We start from the raw sequence: 23,012 nt of genomic DNA, 5'->3' as shown, positions 1-23,012 counted from the left end.
GCGGCCCCCGGGGACGCGGGAGGCGGCCCGGGGACGTCCGAGGCGCCCTCAGAGCCCGAGCCGCGCCCCGCCGTTCACCTGGACGACCTGCCCGGTGATGTGCCCGGCCGAGTGCGAGGCGAGCCAGTGCAGCGTCTCCGCGACGTCACCGGGCGTCCCGGGCCGCCCGGTGAACGTCTCCGCGACGAGGTGTTCGTGCCGCTCGGGTGACAGGCCCTCGCCGAAGAACTCGGTGGACTCGACGTACCCGGGCGCCACCACGTTGACCGTCACGCCGCGCGGGCCGAGGGTGCGGGCCAGGTCGAAGGCGTAGGGGTGCAGCGCCGCCTTGCTCGCCGCGTAGGCGGCCGAGCCGGAGCCCCGGTAGGCGGCGATGGAGGACAGGAACAGCACCCGGCCGCCGGGGGAGGCCAGCCGGGACCGCAGGGCCTCGGTGAGCAGCACGGCGGTCAGCGCGTTGAGCCGGAAGTTCAGCGTCCAGTCGTGCTCGGCGCCGGCCACCGGGTCCGTGCGGTCCAGGTCCGCCGGCTCCGGCTCTCGGCCGCCGTTCCCGCCCGCGCTGTGCACGAGCACGTCCACCGCGCCGAACTCCGCCGCCACGACCCGGGCCACCTGCCGCGCGCCCGCCGCCGTGGCCAGGTCGGCCGGGACGGCGAGGGCGCCCGGGACCCGCCGCACCGCCTCGTCCAGGACGTCCGGGCGCCGCCCGGCCAGGACGACCTGGTCGCCCTCCGCGGCGAAGCACCGCGCCGTCGCGAGCCCGATGCCGCTACCGCCTCCGCTGATCACCACTGTCCGCGTCATGGCGTGAGCGTAGCGTCAGGGAGCCGGGGAACCTCAGAGCGCGAGCAGGCGTTCCAGCACGCGGGCGACGCCGTCGTCGTCGTGGGACGCGGTGACCTCGTCGGCGACGTCCCGCAGGTCGGGGTGGGCGTCCGCCATGGCCACGCCGTAGCCGGCCCAGCGGAGCATGGGCACGTCGTTCGGCATGTCGCCGAAGGCGATCGTCCCGGCGGCCCGGACGCCGAGCCGCCGGGCGGCCAGCGACAGGCCGGTGGCCTTCGACAGCCCCGGCGGCAGCAGCTCGACGAGGTCGGGCCCGGCCACGGTGACGCCGACGAGCGCCCCGGCCGCCTCCCGGGCCGCCTTGGCCAGGGCGTCGTCGGAGAGCTCGGGGTGCTGGAGGTAGAGCTTGGCCAGCGGCGCCGCCCACAGCTCGTCCCGGTCCGGGCAGGCCCGGACCGGCAGCGGCCCGGGCAGGACGCGGTAGCCGGCCGTGGCCAGCACCTCGCCGTCCAGACCGTCCCGTGCGGCGGCCAGCAGCAGCGGCCCGGTCACGGCCTCGACGCGCTCCACCGCGAGCCGGGCCAGCCGACGGTCGAGCGTGACGGACGTCAGCAGCCGGTGCTCGCCCGCGTGGTACACCTGCCCGCCCTGCCCGCACACGGCGAGGCCCCGGTAGTCGAGGGCGTCGAGGAGGTGGCGCGTCCAGGGCACGGAGCGGCCGGTGACCACCAGGTGTGCGGCACCGGCCGCCGTGGCGGCGGCCAGGGCGTCACGGGTGCGCGGGGAGACGGTCTCGTCGCTGCGCAGCAGGGTGCCGTCGAGGTCGGTCGCCACGAGCCCGTAGGGGAAGCTCACGGGGCGACGGGCTCCAGCAGCTCACGCCCGCCCAGATAGGGGCGGAGCGCCTCCGGCACACGCACCGAACCGTCCGGGCGCTGGTGGTTCTCCAGCAGCGCGACGATGGTCCGGGGGACGGCGCACAGGGTGCCGTTCAGCGTGGCCAGCGGGCGCACCTGCTTGCCGTCGCGCATCCGCACGCCGAGGCGCCGGGCCTGGAACTCGTCGCAGTTGGACGTGGAGGTCAGCTCGCGGTATTTGCCCTGGGTGGGGATCCACGCCTCGCAGTCGAACTTGCGCGAGGCGGAGGCGCCGAGGTCGCCGGTGGCGACGTCGATGACCTGGAAGGGCAGTTCGAGGGAGGTCAGCCACTGCTTCTCCCACTCCAGCAGGCGCGCGTGCTCCGCCTCGGCCTCCTCGGGGGCGACGAAGGAGAACATCTCCACCTTGTCGAACTGGTGGACGCGGAAGATGCCCCGGGTGTCCTTGCCGTAGGTGCCGGCCTCGCGGCGGAAGCAGGGCGAGAAGCCCGCGTACCGCAGCGGCAGCTTCCCGGCGTCCACGATCTCGTCCATGTGGTAGGCGGCGAGCGGGACCTCGGAGGTGCCGACGAGGTAGAGGTCGTCCTTCTCCAGGTGGTAGACGTCCTGGGCCGCCTGCCCGAGGAAGCCGGTGCCCTCCATGGCGCGCGGGGTGACGAGGGCGGGCGTCAGCATCGGGGTGAAACCGGCTGCCGTGGCCTGCGCGATGGCGGCGTTGACCAGAGCCAGCTCCAGCAGCGCGCCCACGCCCGAGAGGTAGTAGAAGCGCGAGCCGGAGACCTTCGCGCCGCGCTCCACGTCGATCGCGCCGAGCAGCCTGCCCAGGTCGAGGTGGTCCTTCGGCTCGAAGCCCTCGGCCGCGAAGTCGCGGGGGGTGCCGATCGTCTCCAGCACGGTGAAGTCGTCCTCGCCGCCGACCGGGACGTCGGGGTGGACGAGGTTGCCGAGCCGCCCCAGCAGCTCCTGCGTCCGGGCGACGGCCTCGTTCTGCTCGGCGTCGGCGGCCTTGACGGCGGAGGACAGCTCCCCGGCCCGGCGCAGCAGCTCGGCCTTCTCGTCGCCGGTGGCCTTGGGGACGAGCTTGCCGAGCTGCTTCTGCTCGGAGCGCAGTTCGTCGAAGCGGACGCTGGAGGACCGGCGCCGCTCGTCGGCGGCGAGGAGTTCGTCGACGAGGCCGACGTCCTCTCCTCGGGCGCGCTGGGAGGCGCGCACACGGTCCGGGTCCTCACGAAGCAGGCGAAGGTCGATCACCACCCCAGGCTACCGGCGCCGGGGCGGCGGCCCCCAACCGATATCCAACGTGCCGACTTTTCGTCCGTTTTCCATGGATTTGCAACGCATGGCCCCGGTGTGGGGCGTGAAGCTTCCGTGACGGCTTATCCACAGGTCACGCGGGGTCCTCGGGGATATCCACAGGGTGCGCGAACAGCTTGTGGAAATGAGGGGATGGAGTTTGTGGGCCGGAATCACGGGGCTGGCCGTGTCGAATTACCCGGGCAATTCGGGCTATTCGCCGGGCAAACCCGAGCCCCCTCCCCGTGCGGGCGGTTTCCGCGTGACGTGCCTCACTGCATCAGGTGAAGGGCGGGTGTCGTCTTGACCGCTCGACGGCGTGACGCGGCGACCGCCCCCGTGTCGCCGGGCGCCGGTGTCGACTTATGCACAGGAAGGACACCCCGACCTGTGGATAACTCCCGCGCTCCGGCGGCCCGACTCAGCCCCGGCCGTCCATGCACCGCTGGACCCAGTCCGCGGCGGCCGTGAAGTCCCCGTCCGTCGTGCCGGGTTCCAGCGTGGGCCGGACCTCGTCGGCGCGCGGGTAGGAGCCGAGGAAACGCACCTCCCGGCAGGACCGCCGCAGCCCCATCAGCACGTCCGCCACCCGCCGGTCCTGGAGGTGGCCCTCGCAGTCGACCGAGAAGCAGTACCGGCCGATGCCCTCACCGGTGGGACGCGACTCGATGCGCATCATGTTGACGCCGCGCGAGGAGAACTCGTGCAGCACTTCCAGCAGCGCACCCGGGTGGTCCGTGCGCAGCCACATCACCACCGACGTCTTGTCCGCGCCCGTCGGGGCGGCCGGCCGGGCCGGGCGGCCCACGAGCACGAACCGCGTCACGGCGTTCTCCGTGTCGTGGATGTCCCGCACGAGGGGCTCCAGGCCGTAGGTCGCGGCGGCGAACTCACCGGCGAACGCGGCGTCGTAACGGCCCTCCTGCACCAGCCGGGCACCGTCGGCGTTCGACGCGGCCGACTCCCAGCCGGCCTCCGGCAGGTGCGCGGCGAGCCACTTGCGCACCTGCGGCTGGGCCACCGGGTGCCCGGTGACCGTCTTGATCGACTCCAGCCCGGTACCGGGCCGCACCAGCAGCGCGAACGCGATCGGCAGCAGCACCTCCCGGTAGATCATCAGCGGTCGGCCGGACGCCAGTTCGTCCAGCGTCGCCGTGACGCCGCCCTCCACCGAGTTCTCGATGGGGACGAGCGCCCCGGCCGCCTCCCCGGCCCGTACCGCGTCCAGCGCGGTGGCCACGGAGACCATGGGGACGAGCTCGCGGGTCGCGGCTTCCGGGAGCGAGCGCAGCGCCGCCTCGGTGAAGGTTCCCTCGGGGCCCAGATAGGTGTAGCGGCTGGCAGGTGACATGGCGCAAGAGTAGGCGCAGCCGACGCGCCCGTGGGCCGCCGTCTCACCCGCCGTGCGCGCCGGTCGGCGCCGCGCGTCAGCCCTCCAGGAGGGGCTGGGCGACGTAGCCGCCCTCCGGCGCGGCCGGCGGCACGGCGAACAGCGCGCTGGCCTCGTGCCGCACGAACGCCGACAGCGCGTCCCCCCGGTCCAGCTTGCGCTGCACCGGCACGAAGCCGCGCACCGGGTCCGCCTGCCAGGCGACGAACAGCAGTCCCGCGTCGGGGACGCCGTCCCCGTCGTGGCCGTCGTGGTACGAGTACGAGCGGCGCAGCATCGCGGCACCGCCGTTCGTCTCCGGGGCCGACACCCGCACATGGGCGTCGGTCGCGATCGCGAGCGTGCCGTCGGCCGTGCGCTTCTCCAGGTCCACCGGGGTCCGCTCGCCGCCCCCGGACAGGGGCGCGCCGTCGGACCGGCGGCGGCCGATGACCCTCTCCTGCTCGGCGAGCGGAGCCCGGTCCCAGTCGTCGAGCAGCATCCGGATGCGGCGGACGACGGCGTAGGAGCCGTCGGCCATCCAGGCCGGATGCCGGTCGCCGGAGCCCTCGCGCGGGACGAAGACGCGCTCGTCGAAGTCGGGATCCGACGGCACGGGGTTGTTCGTGCCGTCGACCTGGCCCATGAGGTTGCGCTGCGGGCGCGGCTCCGCGGTCGCGCCGGGCGTCCGGTTGAAGCCCGCCATCTGCCAGCGGACGCGGGCGGCGTCACCGGCCGCGCGCTCGACGGCGCGCAGGGCGTCGAAGGCCACGAGGGCGTCGTCGGAACCGATCTGCACCCACAGGTCGCCGTCCGAGCGCCGCCGGTCCAGCGCGTCGCCGGAGAACTCCGGCAGCGGCGCGAGCGCGGCGGGCCGGGCGTCGGCCAGGCCCGTGCGGTCGAAGAAGGAGGCCCCGAGGCCGAAGGTGACCGTCAGCGCGGAGGGCCCGGCGTCCAGCGCGCTCCCCGTGCCCGTCCCCTCGGGCGTCCGGCCCGCCATCAGCTCGGCGGCCGCGCGCGACCAGCGGCGCAGCAGGGCAGCCGCCTCACGGCGACCGGCCCCCGGCGCGAGGTCGAAGGCGACGAGCCGGCCGTGCGCCTGCAACGGCTCGACGATGCCGGGCTGGCGGCGCCCGTGGAAGGCGTAGGCCGCGCGGCCGACGCTGCTCAGCGCCGTCGGCGCCGCCTCCCGCGTCGCCGCGTGCCCGAGGGCGCCGCCCGCCGCGCCGACGGCCAGACCGGCCGCTCCGGCGGCCCCGGCCGTCCCGAGGAGCCGTCGCCGGGTGACGTGCGGGCCGCCGTGCCCGGCTGTGTGGCCGGTCTCGTGGTTCTCGGAGGTCTCGGGGTTCTCGGGGTTCTCGGGGTTCTCGGGGGTGCTGTCGTTACGTGTGGTCATGAGTGTCGCTTCGGCCGATCGTGACGGTCTTCTTCTCGGTCACCTGGTCGACGTCCGAGGTGCGGACGGTGACGGCTATCTCCCACTCGCCCTCGACGGGCACCTGGACGTCCGGCGCCGACCAGCGCAGTCCGGTGCCGTCGGACGCCTCCGGCGTGACGGTGAGCGGGCCGATGTCCCGGGAGGGCAGCGTCAGCGCGACGCGCACCTCCACCGCCGACACGTCCGTGTCGACGGTCAGTGTGTTCTCCCCGGGGCCGCCCGGGTCCAGCCGCACCTCCGCCGTCCCCGCGCCGTCGGGGCCGCCCGTGTCGAACGGGACGCTCACCGCGACGGACCCGGCCGCGCCGGGCGCGGTGCCCCCGGCGGCCGTGCGGGCCGGTTCCGTCCCGGTCAGCCCGGTGGTGACGGCCAGCAGCACGACGGCGATCCCTGCCTCGGCCAGCACGGAGCGGCGCAGCGCGGCGCGGGGCGGGTCGGCGTCCCTCGCGCGCCTGCGGCGTGCGGTCGCCACGGCCGCGCGCTGCCGGGCGAGTTGCGCGGCCCGCTCGGGGGAGACGGCGTCGGGCGGCGGTCCCCCGTCCCGGGCCGTCGCCTCGGCACCGGCCTCGGCACCGGCCTCGGCACCGGCCTCGTCCGCCGGTTCGGGCGGGGCGTCGCCGAGCCGGGCCGTCCAGCGCCGGGAACCGGCCGCCACGCCCACCAGGACGGCGACGAGCAGCACCTTCACCAGCAGCAGCCGTCCGTAGTCGGTGGACGTCAGCGCCGACCAGCCGCCGACCTGCCGCCACGACTGGTACAGCCCCGTCACGACGAGCAGCACGACGCTCGCGAACGCCAGCCGGGAGAAGGCCGCCACCGCCGCGCGGGGCACCGGCGGGCCCCACCGCAGCGTCGCGGCGAGCGCGGCCAGTCCGCCCAGCCACGCGGCGACGCACAGCAGGTGCACGATGTCCACGGGGATCGCGACGCCCGTCTGGATGCCGGTGGAGGCGTGCTCGGACAGCGCCCACGTCGCCGCCAGCCCGACCGCGACCACGCCGCCGCCGAGGGCGAGCCCGTACCGCAGGTCCCGCCGGTCCTTCTCGGCCTGGGCCTCCCGTGCCGTCCGCTCCTCCCGCTCCTCCTCCCGCTCTTCCCGCGCCGGCTCCTCGGAGACGGTGCGCAGCCGGGCGTACGACCCGAACAGGACGGCGACGAACAGCGACGCGGCCCCCAGCAGGAGCAGCCGGGAGACGAGGGCCGCGCCCGTCTTCGTGTCCAGCACGGCGCGGACGCCGCCGAGGTCGAGGACGTCCGTGAGGCCGCCCCCCGTGGTGTACGGGGCCCGCAGCAGGAGCAGGGCGAGTGTGGCCAGCAGCAGCGTCACCCAGCCGGTGACGACGACCCGGCGTACGGGCTGGGCACCCGTCCCGCCGGGCCAGCACGTCAGCACGAACGCGACGCCGCCGACGAGCAGCACGAAGCCCGCGTAGGCCGCGTAGCGGGCGATGTCGTAGAGCAGTCCCACCGGCCCGGTGCCGGGCTGCCGCTGCGCCAGGCTGACGCTCGTCTCCGACGGCGCGCCGATGGAGAAGGTGAACGCCCCGGCGATGGGGTGGCTGTCGGCCGAGACGGCCTGCCAGGCCACCGTGTAGGTGCCGTCGGGGATGCCGGGGGTCAGGTCCACGTCGAACGTGCGCGGCGCCGACTCGGTCACCCGGCCGCTGTCCGCCCGGTCCCCGTTGGGGTCCAGGACCCGCACGCCGTCGCCGGAGAGGGCGACGTCCTCGGAGAAGGTCAGCGAGACGTCCTCGGGTGCCCGGTCGAGGACCGAGCCCTCCGCCGGGTCGGTGCCGACCAGCGAGGCGTGGGCAGCCGCCGGAGCGGCCCAGGCCAGCGACGCGAGCAGGGTGGCGCAGGCGAGCGCGAGGCCGAGCAGCAGGCGCCGGTGCGCGGCGGGACGCCGACGCGGCGGGAGGGCGGTGGTCATCGTCGGCAGGACCTCACTGGTGGTCTCCGTGGTCTCCGTGGTCCTCGTGGTCTCCGTGGTCCTCGGGGGCCGCTCCCGTGTCGCCGGAGCCGCTCTCCTCGGAGGCCGGACGGTAGGTGGCGGCCTTCACCGGCACGTCCAGCGTGAGGGGGTCGGACGTCTCGAAGTGCAGTGTCACGGTCACGGTGTCGCCCTCACTCGGCTTGCGCTCGAGGTCCGCGAACATCAGGTGGTTGCCGCCCCTGCTCAGTTCGAGCCGCCCGTCGGCCGGGACGGTGAGGGATTCCACGCGCTTCATCGTGTTGTCGACGGTGCGGTGGAGCGTGATGTCGTCGGAGAGGTCGCTGGTCACGGACGTCAGCGCGTCCGCCTCGTCACCGTCGTTGGTGAGCGTGAGGTACCCGGCGGCGAGCTTCCCGGTGACGGGGACGGGCATGTACGCGCTGCCCTCGACCGCACTCGGCGCGGGCCCCGAGGACCCGCACGCGGAGAGGACGAACGAGCCGGCGAGGGCGAGCGCGGCGGCCGTCGGCGTGCGGAGACGCTTCGCCCGGGTCACGGCAGCTTCCCCTCGGCGAGCTGGGGCAGGTCCTTCTCGTAGGTCTCCAGCGGCACGTCCTCGGTGTAGAGGACCCGGGCCCTGTCGTCCTCGGGGGAGAAGTAGAGGACCTGCGAGCCGTGCATGGACTCGACCTCGCCGTCCTCGTTCACGGTCGACGGTTCGATGCTGATGCCGAGGCTGCGCGCACCGGCCTGGATGGTGGCGAAGTCGCCGGTGAGGCCGACGGCTCCGGGCGCCACGCCCTTCAGCCAGGACCCGAGTTCCTCGGGGGTGTCCCGCTCGGGGTCGGTGGTCACGAAGACGACCTGGAGGTCCTCCCGCTGCTCCGCGTCGAGCTGGGACTCGGCGACGGCGATGTTGCCCATGGTCAGCGGGCACACGTCGGGGCAGTTGGTGTAGCCGAAGTAGATGAGGGTGGGCTTGCCCGCCGTCTCCTCGACCAGGCTGTACTCCTCGCCGCCGGTGTCGGTGAGGACGAGGTCGGGCTTGTCGAAGGGCTTGCTGAGCACGGTGCCCTGCTCGGTGTCGGCGGCGCCGGACACCTCGGCGACGGACCGGTCCTCGCCGGCGTCGCCGTCCGAGCCGCCGCAGGCGGCGAGGCCGAGAGCCAGGACGACGGCGGTGCCGAGCGCGACGCCGGCGCGGCGGTGGCGTCCTCGGCGCGAAGGGGTGGAGCTGCTGTGCATGGGATGTTCCTCGGGTCGTCCCCCGGCCGGTGGGCCGGGGAGGTGCGGTGCTGCGGGACGGGGCGGGCGCCCCGGTCCGGCCCGTCGCCGGGCCGGACCGGAGCCGCCCCGGGGGCGTACGGTCCGTCAGGCGTTGCGGCGGCGCCCGGCGAACGCGCCGTACGCGAGGCCGCCGACGCCGACGACGATGCCGACGACGGCGAGGACGCGCGCGGTGGAGTCCGTCCCGTCGCCCCCGTCGTCGGCGGCCGACGTCTCCGCGGCCGGTTCGGCGTCGTCGGCGTCCGACGACCCGTCGGAGCCGCCGCCGTGGTGACCGTCCTCGGACGCGGTGAGCTTCAGGACGGGCGCCGGGCTGTCGGGCGCCTCGCCGCCCTCCTCCGGTACCTCGATCCAGCGCACGACCTCGTCGCTGTCGTAGGTCTGGACGGCCTTGAAGACGAGCCGGTCGGCGTCCTCCGGCAGGCGGCCGACGGAGACGGGGAACCGCTGGAAGGTGCCGGGCGCGATGCCGTCGCCGTCCGCCGTCCAGGTGATCTTGCTGGGCGCCTCGTCGATCTCCTCGCCGTGCATCTCGATCGGCTTCTCGAGCTTGCCGTCCTCCACCGTGACCTTCCAGCCCGGCACGGGCTCCGGCATCACCGAGGCGAGCGGGTGGTCCGTCGGCAGGGTGACCTCCAGCTTCACGGTCGAGGCGTCGTCGCGTTCGTTGGGCACCTTGAAGTTGACGGTGGCGTAGCCGCCCCCGGGCGCGGACTGGGGGTCGACGGTGACGTGGGCGAGGGCCGGGCCCGCCGCGGCGAGGACGGCGGCGGAGGCGAGGGCGGCAGCGGCGGCGAAGCGGCGCGGGACTGCGTTCATCAAGGGGAACACTCCAGAGACGAAGACGGTGGAAGGGAGCGTGCGCGGACGCGCCCCGGGGGCACGGCCTCGAAGGGCCCACCGCCGGGCGGCGGTGGCCGGGCACGAGGAGAACGGTGAACGTACGCGCGCGCACGCCGTTCCGCTCGCCCCATCCGTGAAGTCCGTCATCTCGTGAGCGGAAAACCGCCTGACGAACGGGGAGGAACCAGAGAGGACGTCAGAAAGGGGGCGTCAGGCCGCGAGCGCGTAGCCGGGGGAGTCCGGCGGGCCGCGCCGGACGACGGAGTGCCGCAGTACCTGCGGCTCGGCCGGTACGTCGTCGTGGGCGCTCCCCACCGGACGGCCGGGGGCCGCGGGCACGGCGCGGGCCGAGCCGCGCAGCCAGGCGAGGGCCGCCCGCAGGGAGCGCAGCAGCAGGCCGTCGACCGCCGTCACCGACAGCCGCAGCAGCCGCCACAGCGCGGTGTCGCCGCGCCGCAGCAGCCATCCGGCGGCCAGCGCGGCCAGCAGGTGCCCGCCCAGCATCGGCCACGACAGGAGGTCGAGGAGGGCGGTCGTCGCGTGGTCCGCCGGTGCCGCGCCGGCGCCGGGCCCCGGGGCGGCGGCCATCGGGCCGAGCCCCGCGTCGTCCAGCACCCGACGGGCCTCGGTGGCCGTCATCGGCCCGGCCTCGGCGTCGTTGCACAGGACGCTCCGGGCGAGGGCGGCGAGGCCGCCTTCGCCGACGGGCGGGCCGCCCGACGCGGGTGGGTGGTCCTGTGCGGTGGAGAAGAGGAGGTGCAGTCCGACCTGCCCGGCCGTGAGGGCGGCGGCGATCCCCGGGAGGGAGCGCTCCCGCCCGGCCAGGGGCAGCGCGAGGGCGAACACGAGCGCGGTGGCGACGCCGAACGTCCACACGGGAAGCGTCGCGCCGGCGGCCAGTACGTGCCCCGCCGAGGACAGCGCGACACAGGCCGCGGTGAACACCGCGGCCCTCAGCAGTCGCAGATCGGCGCTCGCGCGCGCGACGGGCACACCCATGGCGGGCACATCATCTCACCAGGGGGTGTGCGGCGGGGGGCGCAGGGTCCGTTTGGACCCTTCCGGCGCGACATCGGCCGAATGAGCGTTGTGCCGCGACGCCCATGCTTACGGTCCGCTGAGAAGGGCAATACGTATCCGTATGTCAAGCCTCGGTTCGTCGAGCCGCAGCCAGGAGGCTGAAGCATGAGCATCTGGTGGTCTCTGCACCTGCGGCGTGAGGCCGCGAGCGTGCCGCTCGCGCGGCGCCTGCTGCTCGGTGCGATGGAAACCGCCGGGGTCGAACCGGACATCGCGTACGAACTGTCCCTGGCCCTCTCCGAAGCGTGCGCCAACGCCGTCGAACACGGCGGCGGCCCGGACCACGCGGGGGACTACCAGGTCACGGCGTACCTGGACGGCGAGATCTGCCGGATCGAGGTCACCGACCACGGCCCCGGCTTCGTGCCGCCGGCCTTCCCGGCCGGTGTCACCGGTCCGCACGACGCCGAGCACGGCCGCGGCCTCTTCCTCATCAACGCCCTCGCCGACCGCGTCCGCTTCCGCAACGGTCCCGAGGAGGGCGCCGTCGTCACCTTCGACAAGATCCTCAAGTGGCGTGACGACGCGCCGCTGCTCTCGGCCTGAGGCGGGCGTTCACCGGTGGTCCGGCGCGTGGTCCCGCTCCGGCGGCGGCCCGGGGGAGCCCGGGTCCAGCGGTGGTGAGGTGACACCGCAGTGGGTCCGGCACTCGGCGGTGCACGGGTGCTCTCCGGCCGGTGCCGCGTCCGGCGCGTGGTCGCCCGTCTCCAGCACGTCGCGGTGGACGGTCAGCCAGGCGAGCACCGCCCCGGCGACCAGGATGACCGCGCAGTAGACCATCGAGCGCCGGAAGGCCGCGTCGAACACCTCCGGGTCGCGGTAGGAGTCGGGCCCCATGCCGGCCAGCAGCGGAAGGGCCGCGACGGCGAGCAGTCCGGCCGCCCGGGCGACGGCGTTGTTGACGCCGCTGGCGAGCCCGGCGCGGGCGACGTCCACCGACGCCAGCACCGTCGCCGTGAGCGGGGCCACCAGCAGCACCATGCCCGCGCCGAGCACCAGCAGCGCGGGCAGCACGTCGGTGAGGTAGGAGGCGCCCGGCCCGACCCGGACCATCAGGAGCATGCCGGCCGCGCACAGCAGCGGTCCGAGCGTGAGGGGGATGCGCGGCCCGATCCGCTGGCCCAGCTCCCCGGCCCGTGCCGAGAGCAGCAGCATCAGGACCGTGGTGGGCAGCAGCGCCGTACCCGCCGCGAGCGCCGAGTAACCCAGCGAGACCTGGAGCTGCACGACGGAGAGGAAGAAGAAGCCGCCGAACGCCGCGTACACGCACAGCGTCACCGCGTTGACGGCCGTGAACTGCCGGGACGCGAAGACGGCCGGCGGCACCATCGGCGCCGCCAGGCGCCGCTCCAGCCGGACGAACAGGGCGCCGAGGACGACACCCGCCACCGCCGCCCCGACGACCACGGGTGACGCCCCGTCCTCCGGCGCCGCGATCATGGCGTAGGTGACGCCGCCCAGCGCCAGGGCGGCCAGCGCGGCCCCGGCGACGTCGAACCGCCCCTCGGCCGCCGGATCGCGCGACTCCGGCACGTGCCGCAGCGCCACCGGCACGCACAGCAGGGCCAGCGGCACGTTGAGCAGGAACACCCAGCGCCAGCCGAAGGCGTCCACCAGCCAGCCGCCGAGGAAGGGGCCGACGGCCGCCGCCACGCCGCCGAGCCCCGACCAGGCGCCGACCGCGCGCGCCCGGTCACCGGGGCGGAAGGTGGCCTGGATGAGGGCGAGCGAACCGGGCGTCAGCAGGGCGCCGCCGACCCCCTGCAGGGCGCGGGCCGCGATCAGCACGCCCGCGTTCCACGCCAGCCCGCACAGCACCGAGGCCAGCGTGAACCAGACGACGCCGACGAGGAAGACACGGCGCCGGCCGTAGCGGTCGCCGAGAGCGCCGCCGAGGAGGATGAGCCCCGCGAGGGTGAGCATGTAGGCGTTGACGGTCCACTGGAGCGCGCCGAGGTCGGCGTCGAGGTCGGCACCGATGCGCGGGAGGGCCACGTTCACGACGGTGCTGTCGAGCATCGCCATGCCCGAGCCGAGCACGGTGGTGAACAGCACCCAGCGGCCCTGCCGCGCGGAGAGCCGCAGGGCACCGGCGGGGGCGGGGCCGTCGATGGGTGCGCTCATAGGCGGATCATCTCCGCTCCGGCACGGTCGGGCCACCGGGAGGCCGCTCACGCATTACCCTGCCAAGGGCCGAAGGGGCGGGCCGCGCAGGGGTGGTGACGAGCGTATGGACGACAGCACGGCGACGGGCCGGACGGGCGCCGGGACACCGACCACGGGCCCGGCGCGCACGACGCGCGCCGGTCGGGCGACCGCGCTGGTGGGCGCGGCGCTGGTGCTCGCCGGCGCCGCCGTCGCCCTCACCGCCTTTCCCGCAGGGCTGACCGGCCCGGACGCCCCGGCGCCCCCCGCCGTCTCGTCGCCCGACGGCCGCGCCCCGTCCGTCACGCCCGTGACGGCGGAGGCCGAGGCGGCGCTGCGCCGCCTGAAGCGGGCCGGGCTGCCGGTCGAGGGCTACCGGTCGCTGACGCGCGGCAGCGACCCGGACCGGCTGCTCGGCCGTGTCGACGGGTACCGCAGCAAGCTGACGTTCGAGGACCGCAGGGTCAACGGCGGCCTCGTCGTCGACAACGACCCCGGCAGCGTGGCGCTCGGCGGCGTCATCGAGGTGTTCCCGGACGCCGCGTCCGCGCGGGCCCGGGCGGAGCAGCTGCAGCGCGACGCCCTCGGGATCCCGCCGAGGGCCGAGCGCGGCTACCTCTCGGGACGCGTGCTGCTGCGGCTGTCCCCGTACCTGGCCGAGGCGCAGGCCCTGGAGTACCGGCGCGCTCTGGGCGCCGAGCCGGTGCCCTCCGCCTCCCCGCCGCAGGACCTGCGCGACGCGTAGCGCAGGTCCTGCGGGGAGGCGGGGTGAGGCGGGGCGGGCGGTCAGCCGCGCAGGCCCGTGAAGTCCGCGCCGATCACGAGGGTCAGCAACCCGGGCGTCGTGGCGTCGTCGGCGGAGACGGCCGCGTCCTGAAGCCGTCCGGCGAGGGCGTCGGCGTGGACGTCCATGCCCTGCGGGTAGCGGATCGCCGTCTCCTGCGCGGGTTCCTCGGCGTTGCCCGTGGCGACGACCTGGAACCCGGCGCGGCGCAGCTCCTCGGCGACCTCACCGGCCCGGCCCGGGGTGTCGGTGCCGTTGAGCACCTGGACCCGGGTGGTGGAGGGCCGCACGTCCAGGCTCTCCTCCGCGCTGTCCGTCAGCTCCTTCTTGTCCACCTCCTCGTCGTTCGCGAGGCGGGTGAACAGGGTGTCGGCCTGGGGGTACTGCCACACGACGTTCGCCCGGTCGGTGGGGTGGTCCAGCTCCCGGGGGTAGTTCGGCACGGTGAGGAACGTCAGCCGGTCCGAGGGGATGCCCTGCACGCTGGTGGCGAGCTTGCGCAGGGGGTCGATCCCGGCCATCGCCCGGTCCGTGGCGAGGTTGGAGGTGAAGGCCTCCAGGAAGTCGAAGAGGGCCTTCGGGTCGGTGAGCTTGGACCGGGCCTTCTCCGCCAGCGTCTTGAGGAAGTCCTGCTGGCGGCCGATGCGGCCGATGTCGCTGTTGTCGCCGACGCCGTAGCGGGTGCGGACGTAGCCGAGGGACTCCTCGCCGTTCAGCGTCTGGCAGCCGGCCGCCAGGTCGAGGTTGGCCTTCTTGTCCCGGATCGGCTGCTCCGGGCAGACCTCGACCCCGTCCAGCGCGTCGACCATGCCCTTGAAACCGTTGAAGTCCAGCGACATGAAGTGGTCGACGCGCAGTCCGGTGTTCTGCTCCACGGCCTTCACCGCGCAGGTCAGGGCACCCTTGACCTCACCGCTCAGCCCGCCGATGGCGAACGCCGAGTTGATCTTCGCGTGGTGGGCCTTGGACAGCCGGCCGTCGCCCTGGTCGCAGGAGGGGACCTCCACCCAGGAGTCGCGCGGCAGGGACACGACGGTCGCCCACTCGCGGTTCGCGGCGATGTGCACGAGCATCAGCGTGTCGGACTGCATGGTCTCGAAGCCCGAGCCGTACTTCCCGCCGGTGCCCTCACGGCTGTCCGAGCCGACGACCAGGATGTTCTTCGCACCCGGGCTCAGGTTGGCCGGGCGGTTGTCGCCGAGGTCGTCCTCGATGTCGTAGCCCCGGATGTTGCCGTCCAGACGCTGGTACAGGTAGGCGCCGACGCCGGTGCCCGCGACGAGCAGCGCCGCGAGCGTTCCCGCCGTCCAGAACAGGACGCGGCGGCGCGTCGAACGTGGCGCCCTACGGCCACGGCGACGCTCCCGGCGGCCGGCCTCCGGCGCACCGCCCTCAGCGGCCGCCGTGTTCCTGGCCGCCCGGGACGCGCTGTGTATACCCACGTCCAAACCTTTCCTGCCGTTCGGGGCCTGCCACGCCCGGAGAGCCGGCCGGGGTTCGGGCCCCGGCCGGGCGGGCCTGGCCATGACAGCCGCACATCGTGCCCGGAAGGACGGTGGGGCGCCGGACCGGGTTCCGCGCGCGCCGTGGGGGCCGCACAGCGAGGAGGCGGCAGGCGCGAAAGGGGACAGTACCAACAGGTAGGCCGGGAACGGCAGATCCGTGATCTTGGACCCGGCGTTCTCCGGAGTCCCGTGGCGGCCGCGGCCCGGTGACCGGTCGCGCACGGCCGGTGAGCGTCGCCGGGAGGGTGGTGCCCGGCGCCCCGCCGCGGGGTGGCGCCACCGCCGCGCCGAAGCCCTGGTCGGACGGTCGGCGCGCGGGGCGCGGGGAATGCGGGCCCACCCGGGCCGGTTCTTGCTTTCGAAGCCGCCGATGCCCGGTTCGCCTCGGAGTGTGGCACGGACCACGCGCGAATATTTGCGTTTCCTTTACTATGCCCGGATAGGAATTGATTGCAGCGGGCATACCCAGAGTTCCGGCCGTACGGTGATTCCCCCACAGCGGCCGACCCACGGATCCGGCCGGTCCCCATGACCGGCCACCCGCCTCACCGAAAGGAGCCGTAGTCCCGTCATGGGCGAACCTCCCAGTACCGGCCGTGCCAGGCCCTGCGTCCCGACGATGCGCGCGGAAGCGGGGGTGGCACGGTGACCGAAGTGCTGCTTCTGCTCCTCGCCCTGCTGCTGACTCTGGCCTGCGCCCTCTTCGTGGCGGCCGAGTTCTCCCTGACCACCGTCGAGCGCGGTGCGCTGGAGCGTGCGGCCGAGTCCGGTGAGCGCGGCGCCGAGGGTGCGCTGCGCGCCGTCCGGAAGCTGACGTTCCAGCTCTCCGGCGCCCAGCTGGGCATCACCGTGACCTCGCTGGTCATCGGCATGCTCGCGGAGCCGTCCCTCGCGGCGCTGCTGCGCGGCCCGCTGCGATCGGCCGGTCTGCCCGGCGGTGTCGCGTCCTCCGTGGCGCTCGCCCTGGGCGTGGTCATCTCCACCGTGGTCCTCATGGTCATCGGCGAGCTCGTGCCGAAGAACTGGGCGATCTCGCGCCCGTTGGCCGTGGCCAAGGTCGTCGCCGGGCCGCAGCGCGGCTTCACGGCCGTCTTCTCCCCCCTGATCCACCACCTCAACGAGACGGCCAACCGCCTCCTGCGCCGCATGGGCCTGGAGCCCGCCGAGGAGCTGGCCTCGGCCCGTACCCCGGCCGAGCTGATCGCCCTCGCCCAGCACTCGGCGGCCGAGGGCGCCATCGAGCCGGACTCCGCCGAGCTGTTCGTGCGCACCCTGCACCTGAGCGAGCTGACCGCCGAGAACGTCATGACGCCCCGGGTGGACGTCAAGGCCCTGGAGCTGCGGGCCACCGCCGCCGACGCGGCGAACCTCACCCTCGCCACCGGCCTGTCCCGCTTCCCCGTCTACCGCGAGTCGCTCGACGAGGTGATCGGCATCGTCCACGTCCGGGACGTGCTGGCGCTGGACGAGGCGCAGCGCGGCTTCACCCCGGTGGGGGAGCTGGCCGCCGAGCCGCTGTTCGTCCCGGACAGCCTCCCGGTGGACCGGCTGCTGGACCGGCTGCGCGGCAGCCGCACCATGGCCGTCGTCGTGGACGAGTACGGCGGCACCGCCGGCGTCGCGACGCTGGAGGACATCGTCGAGGAGGTCGTCGGCGAGGTGCGGGACGAGCACGACCCGGAGGAACACCCGGGCCTGCTCCCCACCGGAAGCACGGGCGCCGGGCAGCCGGTGTGGGACGCGGAGGGCAGCGTCCGCATGGACGAGCTGGCCGACATCGGCCTGGACGCCCCCGAGGGCCCCTACGAGACGCTGGCCGGGCTCATCGCGACCCGGCTGGAGCGCATTCCCGACAAGGGCGACCGGGTGCTGCTGGACGGCTGGGAGCTGACGGTCCTGGAGACCGAGCACCACCGCGCGGACCGCATCCGCATCACCGGCCCGCGTGACGCCGACCCGTCGGCCGCCACCGGCCCGGCGTCCGTGCCCCGGCACGCCGCCCCCGCCGACGCCCCGGCGGCGGCCGACACCGAGGCCGACGCGCCGGCGGACGCCGACGCCGGTCGCGCGCGCCGCCTGGAGGACGCCCGATGACCGCGCTGCAACTCACCATCGGCGTGCTGACGCTGTTCACCAACGCCTTCTTCGTCGGCGCCGAGTTCGCCCTGATCTCCGTGCGCCGCAGCCAGATCGAGCCGCTGGCCCGGGCGGGCGACAAACGGGCCCGCACGGTGCTGTGGGGCCTGGAGCACGTCTCCGTGCTCATGGCCACGGCGCAGCTGGGCATCACCGTCTCCTCGCTCGTGCTCGGCATGGTCGCCGAACCGGCCATCGCGCACCTGCTGGAGCCGCCGTTCGAGGCGATCAACGTGCCGGACGCGCTGGTGCACCCGATCGCGTTCGCCATCGCCCTGACCCTGGCGACGTACCTGCACATGCTCATCGGCGAGATGGTGCCGAAGAACATCGCGCTGGCCGCACCCGAGCGCACCGCGCTCGTCCTCGGCCCGGCGCTGGTCGGCCTCACCCGCGTCATGCGGCCGGTCGTCTTCGGCATCAACAAGCTGGCCAACGTGCTGCTGCGGATGCTGCGGGTGGAGCCCAAGGACGAAGTGGCCTCCGTCTTCACCGACGACGAACTGGCCCGTCTGGTCGAGGACTCCCGTGCGGCGGGGCTCCTGGAGCCGGGCGACAGCGCGCGACTGCGGGACGCCCTGGAGCTGGGGAGGCGCCCCGTCGGCACCGTCCTGGTGCCCTTCGGGCGCATGGTGACCGTCGGCCACGGCGTCACCCCGGCGCAGCTCGAACGGGCGGCGACGACCTCCGGGTTCTCCCGCTTCCCGGTGGCGGGTCCCGGCGGCACGGTGCTGGGCTACCTGCACATCAAGGACGCCCTCGGGGTGCCCCGGGACAAGCCGTTCCCGCGCGGCGCGCTGCACACGGTGATCCGGGTCCGCATCGACACGCCGCTGGACGACGCGCTCACCGCCATGCGCGCCGCGGGGACGCACCTGGCCGCCGTCACCGGCGACAAGGGGGCCGTCCTCGGCTTCGTCACCATGGGCGACGTCCTGGAGGAGCTCGTCGGCTCCGCCCCGGCGGCCGGCTGACGGCCGCCACCGCGCCACGCTCCGTCGCGCGCGCCCCTCACGGTGGGCGTCCGGCCTGTCGCCGCAGGCCGGACGCCCACCACCGCCACCGGGGTCAGCTCTGCGACAGCGCGAAGGCCGCGAGGAAGCCGAGCACCGTCACCAGCCCGGTGAGCAGGTGCGCCCTCTCGAACGCCTCGGGGATCATCGTGTCCGCGATCATCGACAGGATCGCCCCGGCCGCGAGCGCGCTCACGGCGGCCAGCGCGGCGTCCGGCATGGTGCCCAGCACGGTGCGGCCCAGCAGCGCGGACATGCCGCTGATCACCGTGATCCCGCACCACAGCCCGAACACGTAGCGGCGGTCGCGACCCGACCTGCGCATCCCCGCCGAGCTGGACAGCCCCTCCGGCACGTTGCTGATGAACACCGCCGCCACCGTCGCCGCACTGACCCCGCCGCCGCCGATCAGGCTGGCCCCGATCACCACCGACTCCGGGATGCCGTCCAGCAGGGCACCCAACGCGATGGCGTTGCCGGAACCGGGCCGCTCCGCCTCGGACGGCTGCTGACCGCCGGAACGCTTGCGGTGCCGGGCGCCCCGGCGGGCCAGGAGCACGTTCGCCCCGGTGTAGAGGCCGGTACCGGCCAGGGCGCCGAGCAGGGTCGGCGTCAAGCCCCCGCGTTCGTGGGCGTCGGTGACGAGGTCGAAGGTGACCGCCGCGATCAGGATGCCGCTGCCGAAAGCCATGACGAGGGCGACGGCGCGGGCCGACATCCGCAGGTCGTAGCCGACGAAGGCGCCGATCAGCAGCCCCCCGCCCGCCAGCAGCCCCCAGCCGCCCGCGACGAGTGCCTCTTCCAGCACGTCTCTCCCTCTCCACGCCGTTCACCCGTACGTGTCGCCAGGAGGAGGTCGGCCGTCGGCCACGGGCCGCCCGGGGGGTGTCCCGCGGCGGCCCGTCCGGTCTCCGGGGCTCAGGCCCGTCCGTGGCGGCGGTACCAGAGTGCGCCACCGATGAGCGCCAGCACGCCCGCCCCGCCGAGACCCCAGGCGGTCGTGTCGGACGTGGCGCCGCCGCCGACGCCCGTCGCCACCCCGCCCCGGGGCGCCGGACTGTGGTGGGCCTGCGGTTCCGCGGCACCGGTGTCCCGGACGCCGTCCTCGCGGTGGTCCGCCTCCGCGTCGCCGTGGCCACCGTCGCCGCGCCGCGCCTCGGCCGCCGCGGACGGCTCGTGCCCGGACCCGCCCGCGCGAAGGTCCTTCTCGGCGGCCCCGCGCTCGTGCCGGCCGTCCTGCCCGGCTCCGGACTCCTCGTGCCGGTCCTGTTCGTGCCCGTCCTGTTCGGGCCGGTTCTCGGTGGGCCGCCGGTCCGCCTGAGGACCGGGCCCCGCCTCCCCCCGCGGCTGCGTGCCCGCGTCCCCGCCCTCGTGGCGCGGGTCGCCGTCGCCCCCGCCGCGACTGCTCCCCGTCACGGTGAAGCTGCCCGTGAACGGGCCCGCGCCGTCGCCGCACTCGACCGTGACCTTGTAGTAGCCGGGCTCCGCGTCCTCCGGCAGGACGCTCACCGCGCCGATCATGTTGCTCAGCGGTTCCAGCCGCAGGTCGGGCAGCCGGGTGCCGCCGGGCGGCGGGACGAAGGAGGCCGTGCCCGTCTCGGCCGCGCAGTTGCCGCCGTCGAAGACGGAGAAGTCGCCCCCCGGCGCCACCCGGGTCGGCTGCACGACGACGCCACGGCCCCGCTCGTTCCCGGTGCCGGACGGATCGCCGTCGCCGTCTCCGTCCGCCGCCGTGGCCCCGGTGGCGGCGCCCAGCACGGCGGTGGCGGCGAGGGCGGTGGCGGCGGTCAGGGTCGGGAGGGTCGGTATACGCATGGTGCTGCTCCTCGGGACACGCGGAAGACGTCGGACGTGCCACGTGCCATGTCACCCGCTGCGCGGGCCCCGGACCACCGGACGTGCTCCGTTCAGGCGAGCCGGAGGGAAGCGGCGGGCCGGTGGGGCGCGGCGTTTCCGGCGGGGGCACCGGGGCAGACGCAGCACTGCACCGGCGCGGTACACACCGACCGCGCCGCACACCACCAGGGAGGGCCGTCGGATGAGTGTCGGGACCGCTGCGCGGAGGGGCCGGGCCGCCGCCCGGCGCACGGCCGGGAGTTCCGCGATGGACGCCGCCGCCCGCTGGGGCCTGGCGGCTCGCGGTGTGATCTACCTGCTCGTGGGGCTGCTGGCGCTGCAGATCGCCTTCGGGGGCGGCGGCGAGGAGGCGGACCAGTCGGGAGCGCTGCGGCAGGTCTCCGAGCAGCCCTTCGGCCGCGTCGTCGTGTGGGCGATCGGCCTCGGACTCGTCGGCATGGCGGTGTGGCGCCTGGCCGAGGCGCTCTTCGGCGCGGCGGGGAGCGGCGGCCGGAAGCCGTCCCGGCGGCTCGTGTCGGCGGCCCGCTTCGCCGTCTACACGGTGCTGGCCACCTCCGTCCTGCTGTTCGCGGCCGGGGAGAAGGGCAGCGGCTCCAGCGACGAGCAGTCGCAGGACCTCACCGCCCGGGCTCTGGAGCTTCCGGCGGGCCAGTGGCTGGTGGGCGCCGCGTGCCTCGTGGTCGTGGGCGCCGGGTGCCACATCGCCTGGAAGGGGCTCAAGCGGAAGTTCCGGGAGGAGCTGAAGCGTGGCGCCATGTCGCGCACCACGCGCCGCACGGTCGACGTGCTCGGCGTCGCGGGCAGCGTGAGCCGGGGGGCCGTGTTCATCGTGGCCGGTGTCTTCCTCGGTCAGGCCGCGCTGGCCTCCGACGCCGACCAGGCCAAGGGCGTCGACCAGACCCTGCGCTCGTTCGCCGACACCCCGGCGGGCCCGTGGCTGCTCGTGGCGGTCTCCGTCGGCCTCGCCCTCTTCGGTGCCTTCTCCCTCGCGCTGGCCCGCTTCAGCCGCGTCTGACCCCGCGCCCCGCGTCAGCCCTCGCAGCACGTCGCCCCGCCGAGCTCACGCTCGGCGGGGCGACGGGGCGAAGTGGCCAAGGGGTGGGGACCGAGCCGTCCGGGGCCTCCCCCGCGCGGACGGCCCCCGCCCGCGCGGCTCAGCCGCGCAGGCGCGCCATCCACGCCTCGACATCGGCCGAGGTGCGCGGCAGCCCCGCCGACATGTTCCGGTTGCCGTCCTCGGTGACGAGGATGTCGTCCTCGATGCGCACGCCGATGCCCCGGTACTCCTCGGGCACGGTCACGTCGTCCGGCTGGAAGTACAGGCCGGGCTCCACGGTCAGGCACATGCCCGGCTCCAGCGTGCCCTCCGCGTAGAACTCGCGTCGGGCGGCCGCGCAGTCGTGCACGTCGAGGCCGAGCATGTGGCCGGTGCCGTGCAGCGTCCACCGGCGCTGGAGACCCAGCTCCAGGACCCGTTCCACCGGGCCCTCCAGCAGACCCCACTCGACCAGCTTCTCCGCGAGGACCCGCTGGGCGGCGTGGTGGAAGTCCAGGTACTTCGCGCCGGGACGCACCGCCGCGATCCCCGCCTCCTGCGCCTCGTACACCGCGTCGTAGATCGTGCGCTGGAGCTCGGTGAACGTGCCGTTCACCGGCATGGTGCGCGTGACGTCGGCCGTGTACAGGGTGTGCGTCTCCACGCCGGCGTCGAGCAGCAGCAGGTCGCCCGAGCGCACCGGTCCGTCGTTGCGCACCCAGTGCAGCGTCGTGGCGTGCGGACCGGCGGCGCAGATCGAGCCGTACCCGATGTCGTTGCCCTCGACGCGGGCGCGCAGGAAGAACGTTCCCTCGATGTAGCGCTCGGACGTCGCCTCCGCCCTGTCGAGCACCCGGACGACGTCCTCGAAGCCGCGCACCGTGGAGTCCACGGCCTTCTGCAGCTCGCCGACCTCGAAGTCGTCCTTCACGAGCCGCGCCTCGGAGAGGTGGACCCGCAGCTCCTCGTCCCGCTCCGCGGTGACCTTGTCGGTCAGCGCCCTCTCCACCTCCGCGTCGTGGCCGCGCACGACGCGGACGGGCCCGGTGGCCTCCCGCAGCTTCCCGGCGACCTCGCGGACGTCGGCGCACGGCAGGCCGTACAGCTGCTCGCCCTCGGCCAGGCTGTTGCGCCGGCCGACCCACAGCTCGCCCTGGCCGTCCAGCCAGAACTCGCCGTTCTCCCGGTTCGAGCGGGGGAGCAGGTAGAGCGTCGCGTCATGACCGCCCTCCGGCCTGGGCTCCATCACGAGGACGCTGTCCTCCGTCTGGTTCCCGGTGAGGTAGACGTACTCCACCGACGCACGGAAGGGGTACTCCGTGTCGTTGGAGCGGGTCTTGAGCCGTCCGGCCGGGACGACCAGCCGCTCGCCGGGGAAGCGCTCGGACAGCGCCGCACGGCGGCGGGCGGTCTGCCCGGCCTGCTCGATGGGTGCGAGGTCACGCCGTTCGGTGTCGGCCCACCCCGACTTCATGTTCTCCGCGAGCTCGTCGGACACGCCGGGTTCCAGACCGTTCTTCCGTCCCTCGTTCGGCTGCTCGTCTTCCGGGGTCTCCGGCGACTGCTGCTCGGCCACGTCGCTGCCTCCTTGCGTACGGACTGAAGCCGTCGTCCATCGTATGTCCGAAC

General features: G+C 74.7%; 20 protein-coding genes. 5 read left to right on the top strand and 15 right to left on the bottom strand.

What is annotated here, in order from left to right; genetic code table 11:
• Window positions 1-48: 48 nt before the first annotated feature.
• From IF129_RS16725 to IF129_RS16680, 10 genes are all read right to left on the bottom strand, one after another.
• Window positions 49-804: an SDR family NAD(P)-dependent oxidoreductase gene (locus IF129_RS16725; RefSeq protein WP_191210476.1), complete on the bottom strand. Its 756-nt coding sequence runs from the start codon at window positions 802-804 to the stop codon at window positions 49-51.
• A 33-nt stretch (window positions 805-837) separates the two neighbouring features.
• Complete coding sequence (locus IF129_RS16720; protein WP_191210475.1) at window positions 838-1,641, bottom strand: HAD family hydrolase; 804 nt, start codon at window positions 1,639-1,641, stop codon at window positions 838-840.
• Window positions 1,638-2,915, bottom strand: coding sequence for a serine--tRNA ligase (gene serS, locus IF129_RS16715; RefSeq protein WP_191210474.1), 1,278 nt, complete (start codon window positions 2,913-2,915; stop codon window positions 1,638-1,640). The genes IF129_RS16720 and serS overlap by 4 nt, the downstream gene beginning before the upstream one ends.
• Window positions 2,916-3,378: 463 nt before the next feature.
• Entirely contained in the window at window positions 3,379-4,308 is a 930-nt protein-coding gene (pheA, locus tag IF129_RS16710) for a prephenate dehydratase (protein WP_191210473.1), read from the bottom strand.
• Window positions 4,309-4,384: 76 nt separating this feature from the next.
• Window positions 4,385-5,722, bottom strand: a complete 1,338-nt coding sequence (efeB, locus tag IF129_RS16705) for an iron uptake transporter deferrochelatase/peroxidase subunit (protein ID WP_191210472.1) — start codon at window positions 5,720-5,722, stop codon at window positions 4,385-4,387.
• Window positions 5,709-7,694: a copper resistance CopC/CopD family protein gene (locus IF129_RS16700; RefSeq protein WP_191210471.1), complete on the bottom strand. Its 1,986-nt coding sequence runs from the start codon at window positions 7,692-7,694 to the stop codon at window positions 5,709-5,711. The genes efeB and IF129_RS16700 overlap by 14 nt, the downstream gene beginning before the upstream one ends.
• Before the next feature lie 13 nt (window positions 7,695-7,707).
• Window positions 7,708-8,253, bottom strand: a complete 546-nt coding sequence (locus IF129_RS16695; RefSeq protein ID WP_318153787.1) for a copper chaperone PCu(A)C — start codon at window positions 8,251-8,253, stop codon at window positions 7,708-7,710.
• Window positions 8,250-8,942, bottom strand: a complete 693-nt coding sequence (locus tag IF129_RS16690) for an SCO family protein (protein ID WP_191210470.1) — start codon at window positions 8,940-8,942, stop codon at window positions 8,250-8,252. Before IF129_RS16690 ends, IF129_RS16695 begins: the two co-directional genes overlap by 4 nt.
• A 126-nt stretch (window positions 8,943-9,068) precedes the next feature.
• The gene (locus tag IF129_RS16685; protein ID WP_191210469.1) at window positions 9,069-9,803 is read right to left on the bottom strand and encodes a YcnI family protein; all 735 of its coding nucleotides are present in this window, start codon (window positions 9,801-9,803) and stop codon (window positions 9,069-9,071) included.
• A 234-nt stretch (window positions 9,804-10,037) separates the two neighbouring features.
• Entirely contained in the window at window positions 10,038-10,826 is a 789-nt protein-coding gene (locus IF129_RS16680) for a hypothetical protein (RefSeq protein ID WP_191210468.1), read from the bottom strand.
• A 186-nt stretch (window positions 10,827-11,012) separates the two neighbouring features.
• Here IF129_RS16680 and IF129_RS16675 point away from each other — a divergent pair, with 186 nt between their 5' ends.
• Entirely contained in the window at window positions 11,013-11,453 is a 441-nt protein-coding gene (locus tag IF129_RS16675) for an ATP-binding protein (RefSeq protein ID WP_191210467.1), read from the top strand.
• 9 nt (window positions 11,454-11,462) lie between these two features.
• Here IF129_RS16675 and IF129_RS16670 read toward each other — a convergent pair whose 3' ends face one another.
• Window positions 11,463-13,031: an MFS transporter gene (locus IF129_RS16670; protein WP_191210466.1), complete on the bottom strand. Its 1,569-nt coding sequence runs from the start codon at window positions 13,029-13,031 to the stop codon at window positions 11,463-11,465.
• Between the two features lie 106 nt (window positions 13,032-13,137).
• On the opposite strand from IF129_RS16670, the gene IF129_RS16665 reads away from it, so the two are divergent.
• Window positions 13,138-13,797 carry a class-II aminoacyl-tRNA synthetase family protein gene (locus IF129_RS16665; protein WP_191210465.1) on the top strand — a complete coding sequence of 220 codons (660 nt, stop codon included), beginning with the start codon at window positions 13,138-13,140 and terminating at the stop codon, window positions 13,795-13,797.
• A gap of 41 nt (window positions 13,798-13,838) precedes the next feature.
• On the opposite strand, the gene IF129_RS16660 is transcribed toward IF129_RS16665, so the two are convergent.
• A complete protein-coding gene (locus IF129_RS16660; protein WP_450163464.1) occupies window positions 13,839-15,278 on the bottom strand; it encodes an LCP family protein in 1,440 nt (479 codons plus the stop codon).
• Window positions 15,279-15,986: 708 nt separating this feature from the next.
• Here IF129_RS16660 and IF129_RS16655 point away from each other — a divergent pair.
• Together IF129_RS16655 and IF129_RS16650 are read left to right on the top strand one after the other, a co-directional pair.
• Window positions 15,987-17,435, top strand: coding sequence for a hemolysin family protein (locus IF129_RS16655; protein ID WP_191210463.1), 1,449 nt, complete (start codon window positions 15,987-15,989; stop codon window positions 17,433-17,435).
• Complete coding sequence (locus IF129_RS16650; RefSeq protein ID WP_191210462.1) at window positions 17,432-18,451, top strand: hemolysin family protein; 1,020 nt, start codon at window positions 17,432-17,434, stop codon at window positions 18,449-18,451. The genes IF129_RS16655 and IF129_RS16650 overlap by 4 nt, the downstream gene beginning before the upstream one ends.
• A 94-nt stretch (window positions 18,452-18,545) precedes the next feature.
• On the opposite strand, the gene IF129_RS16645 is transcribed toward IF129_RS16650, so the two are convergent.
• Together IF129_RS16645 and IF129_RS16640 are read right to left on the bottom strand one after the other, a co-directional pair.
• Entirely contained in the window at window positions 18,546-19,295 is a 750-nt protein-coding gene (locus IF129_RS16645; RefSeq protein ID WP_191210543.1) for a ZIP family metal transporter, read from the bottom strand.
• A 113-nt stretch (window positions 19,296-19,408) separates the two neighbouring features.
• On the bottom strand, window positions 19,409-20,305 hold the full coding sequence (locus tag IF129_RS16640; protein ID WP_191210461.1) for a hypothetical protein: 897 nt from the start codon (window positions 20,303-20,305) through the stop codon (window positions 19,409-19,411).
• Window positions 20,306-20,528: 223 nt separating this feature from the next.
• Here IF129_RS16640 and IF129_RS16635 point away from each other — a divergent pair, with 223 nt between their 5' ends.
• Window positions 20,529-21,362: a DUF1206 domain-containing protein gene (locus tag IF129_RS16635; RefSeq protein ID WP_191210460.1), complete on the top strand. Its 834-nt coding sequence runs from the start codon at window positions 20,529-20,531 to the stop codon at window positions 21,360-21,362.
• A 139-nt stretch (window positions 21,363-21,501) separates the two neighbouring features.
• Here the strand turns inward: IF129_RS16635 and IF129_RS16630 are convergent, their stop codons facing one another.
• Complete coding sequence (locus IF129_RS16630) at window positions 21,502-22,959, bottom strand: aminopeptidase P family protein (RefSeq protein WP_191210459.1); 1,458 nt, start codon at window positions 22,957-22,959, stop codon at window positions 21,502-21,504.
• Window positions 22,960-23,012: the final 53 nt, after the last annotated feature.

Origin of the sequence: Streptomyces chumphonensis (assembly GCF_014779715.1) — a bacterium.
In the GTDB taxonomy this organism is placed as follows: domain Bacteria; phylum Actinomycetota; class Actinomycetes; order Streptomycetales; family Streptomycetaceae; genus Streptomyces; species Streptomyces chumphonensis.
The sequence above is the reverse complement of the archived record's forward strand: the minus strand, read 5'-3'. Positions and strand labels throughout refer to the sequence as shown.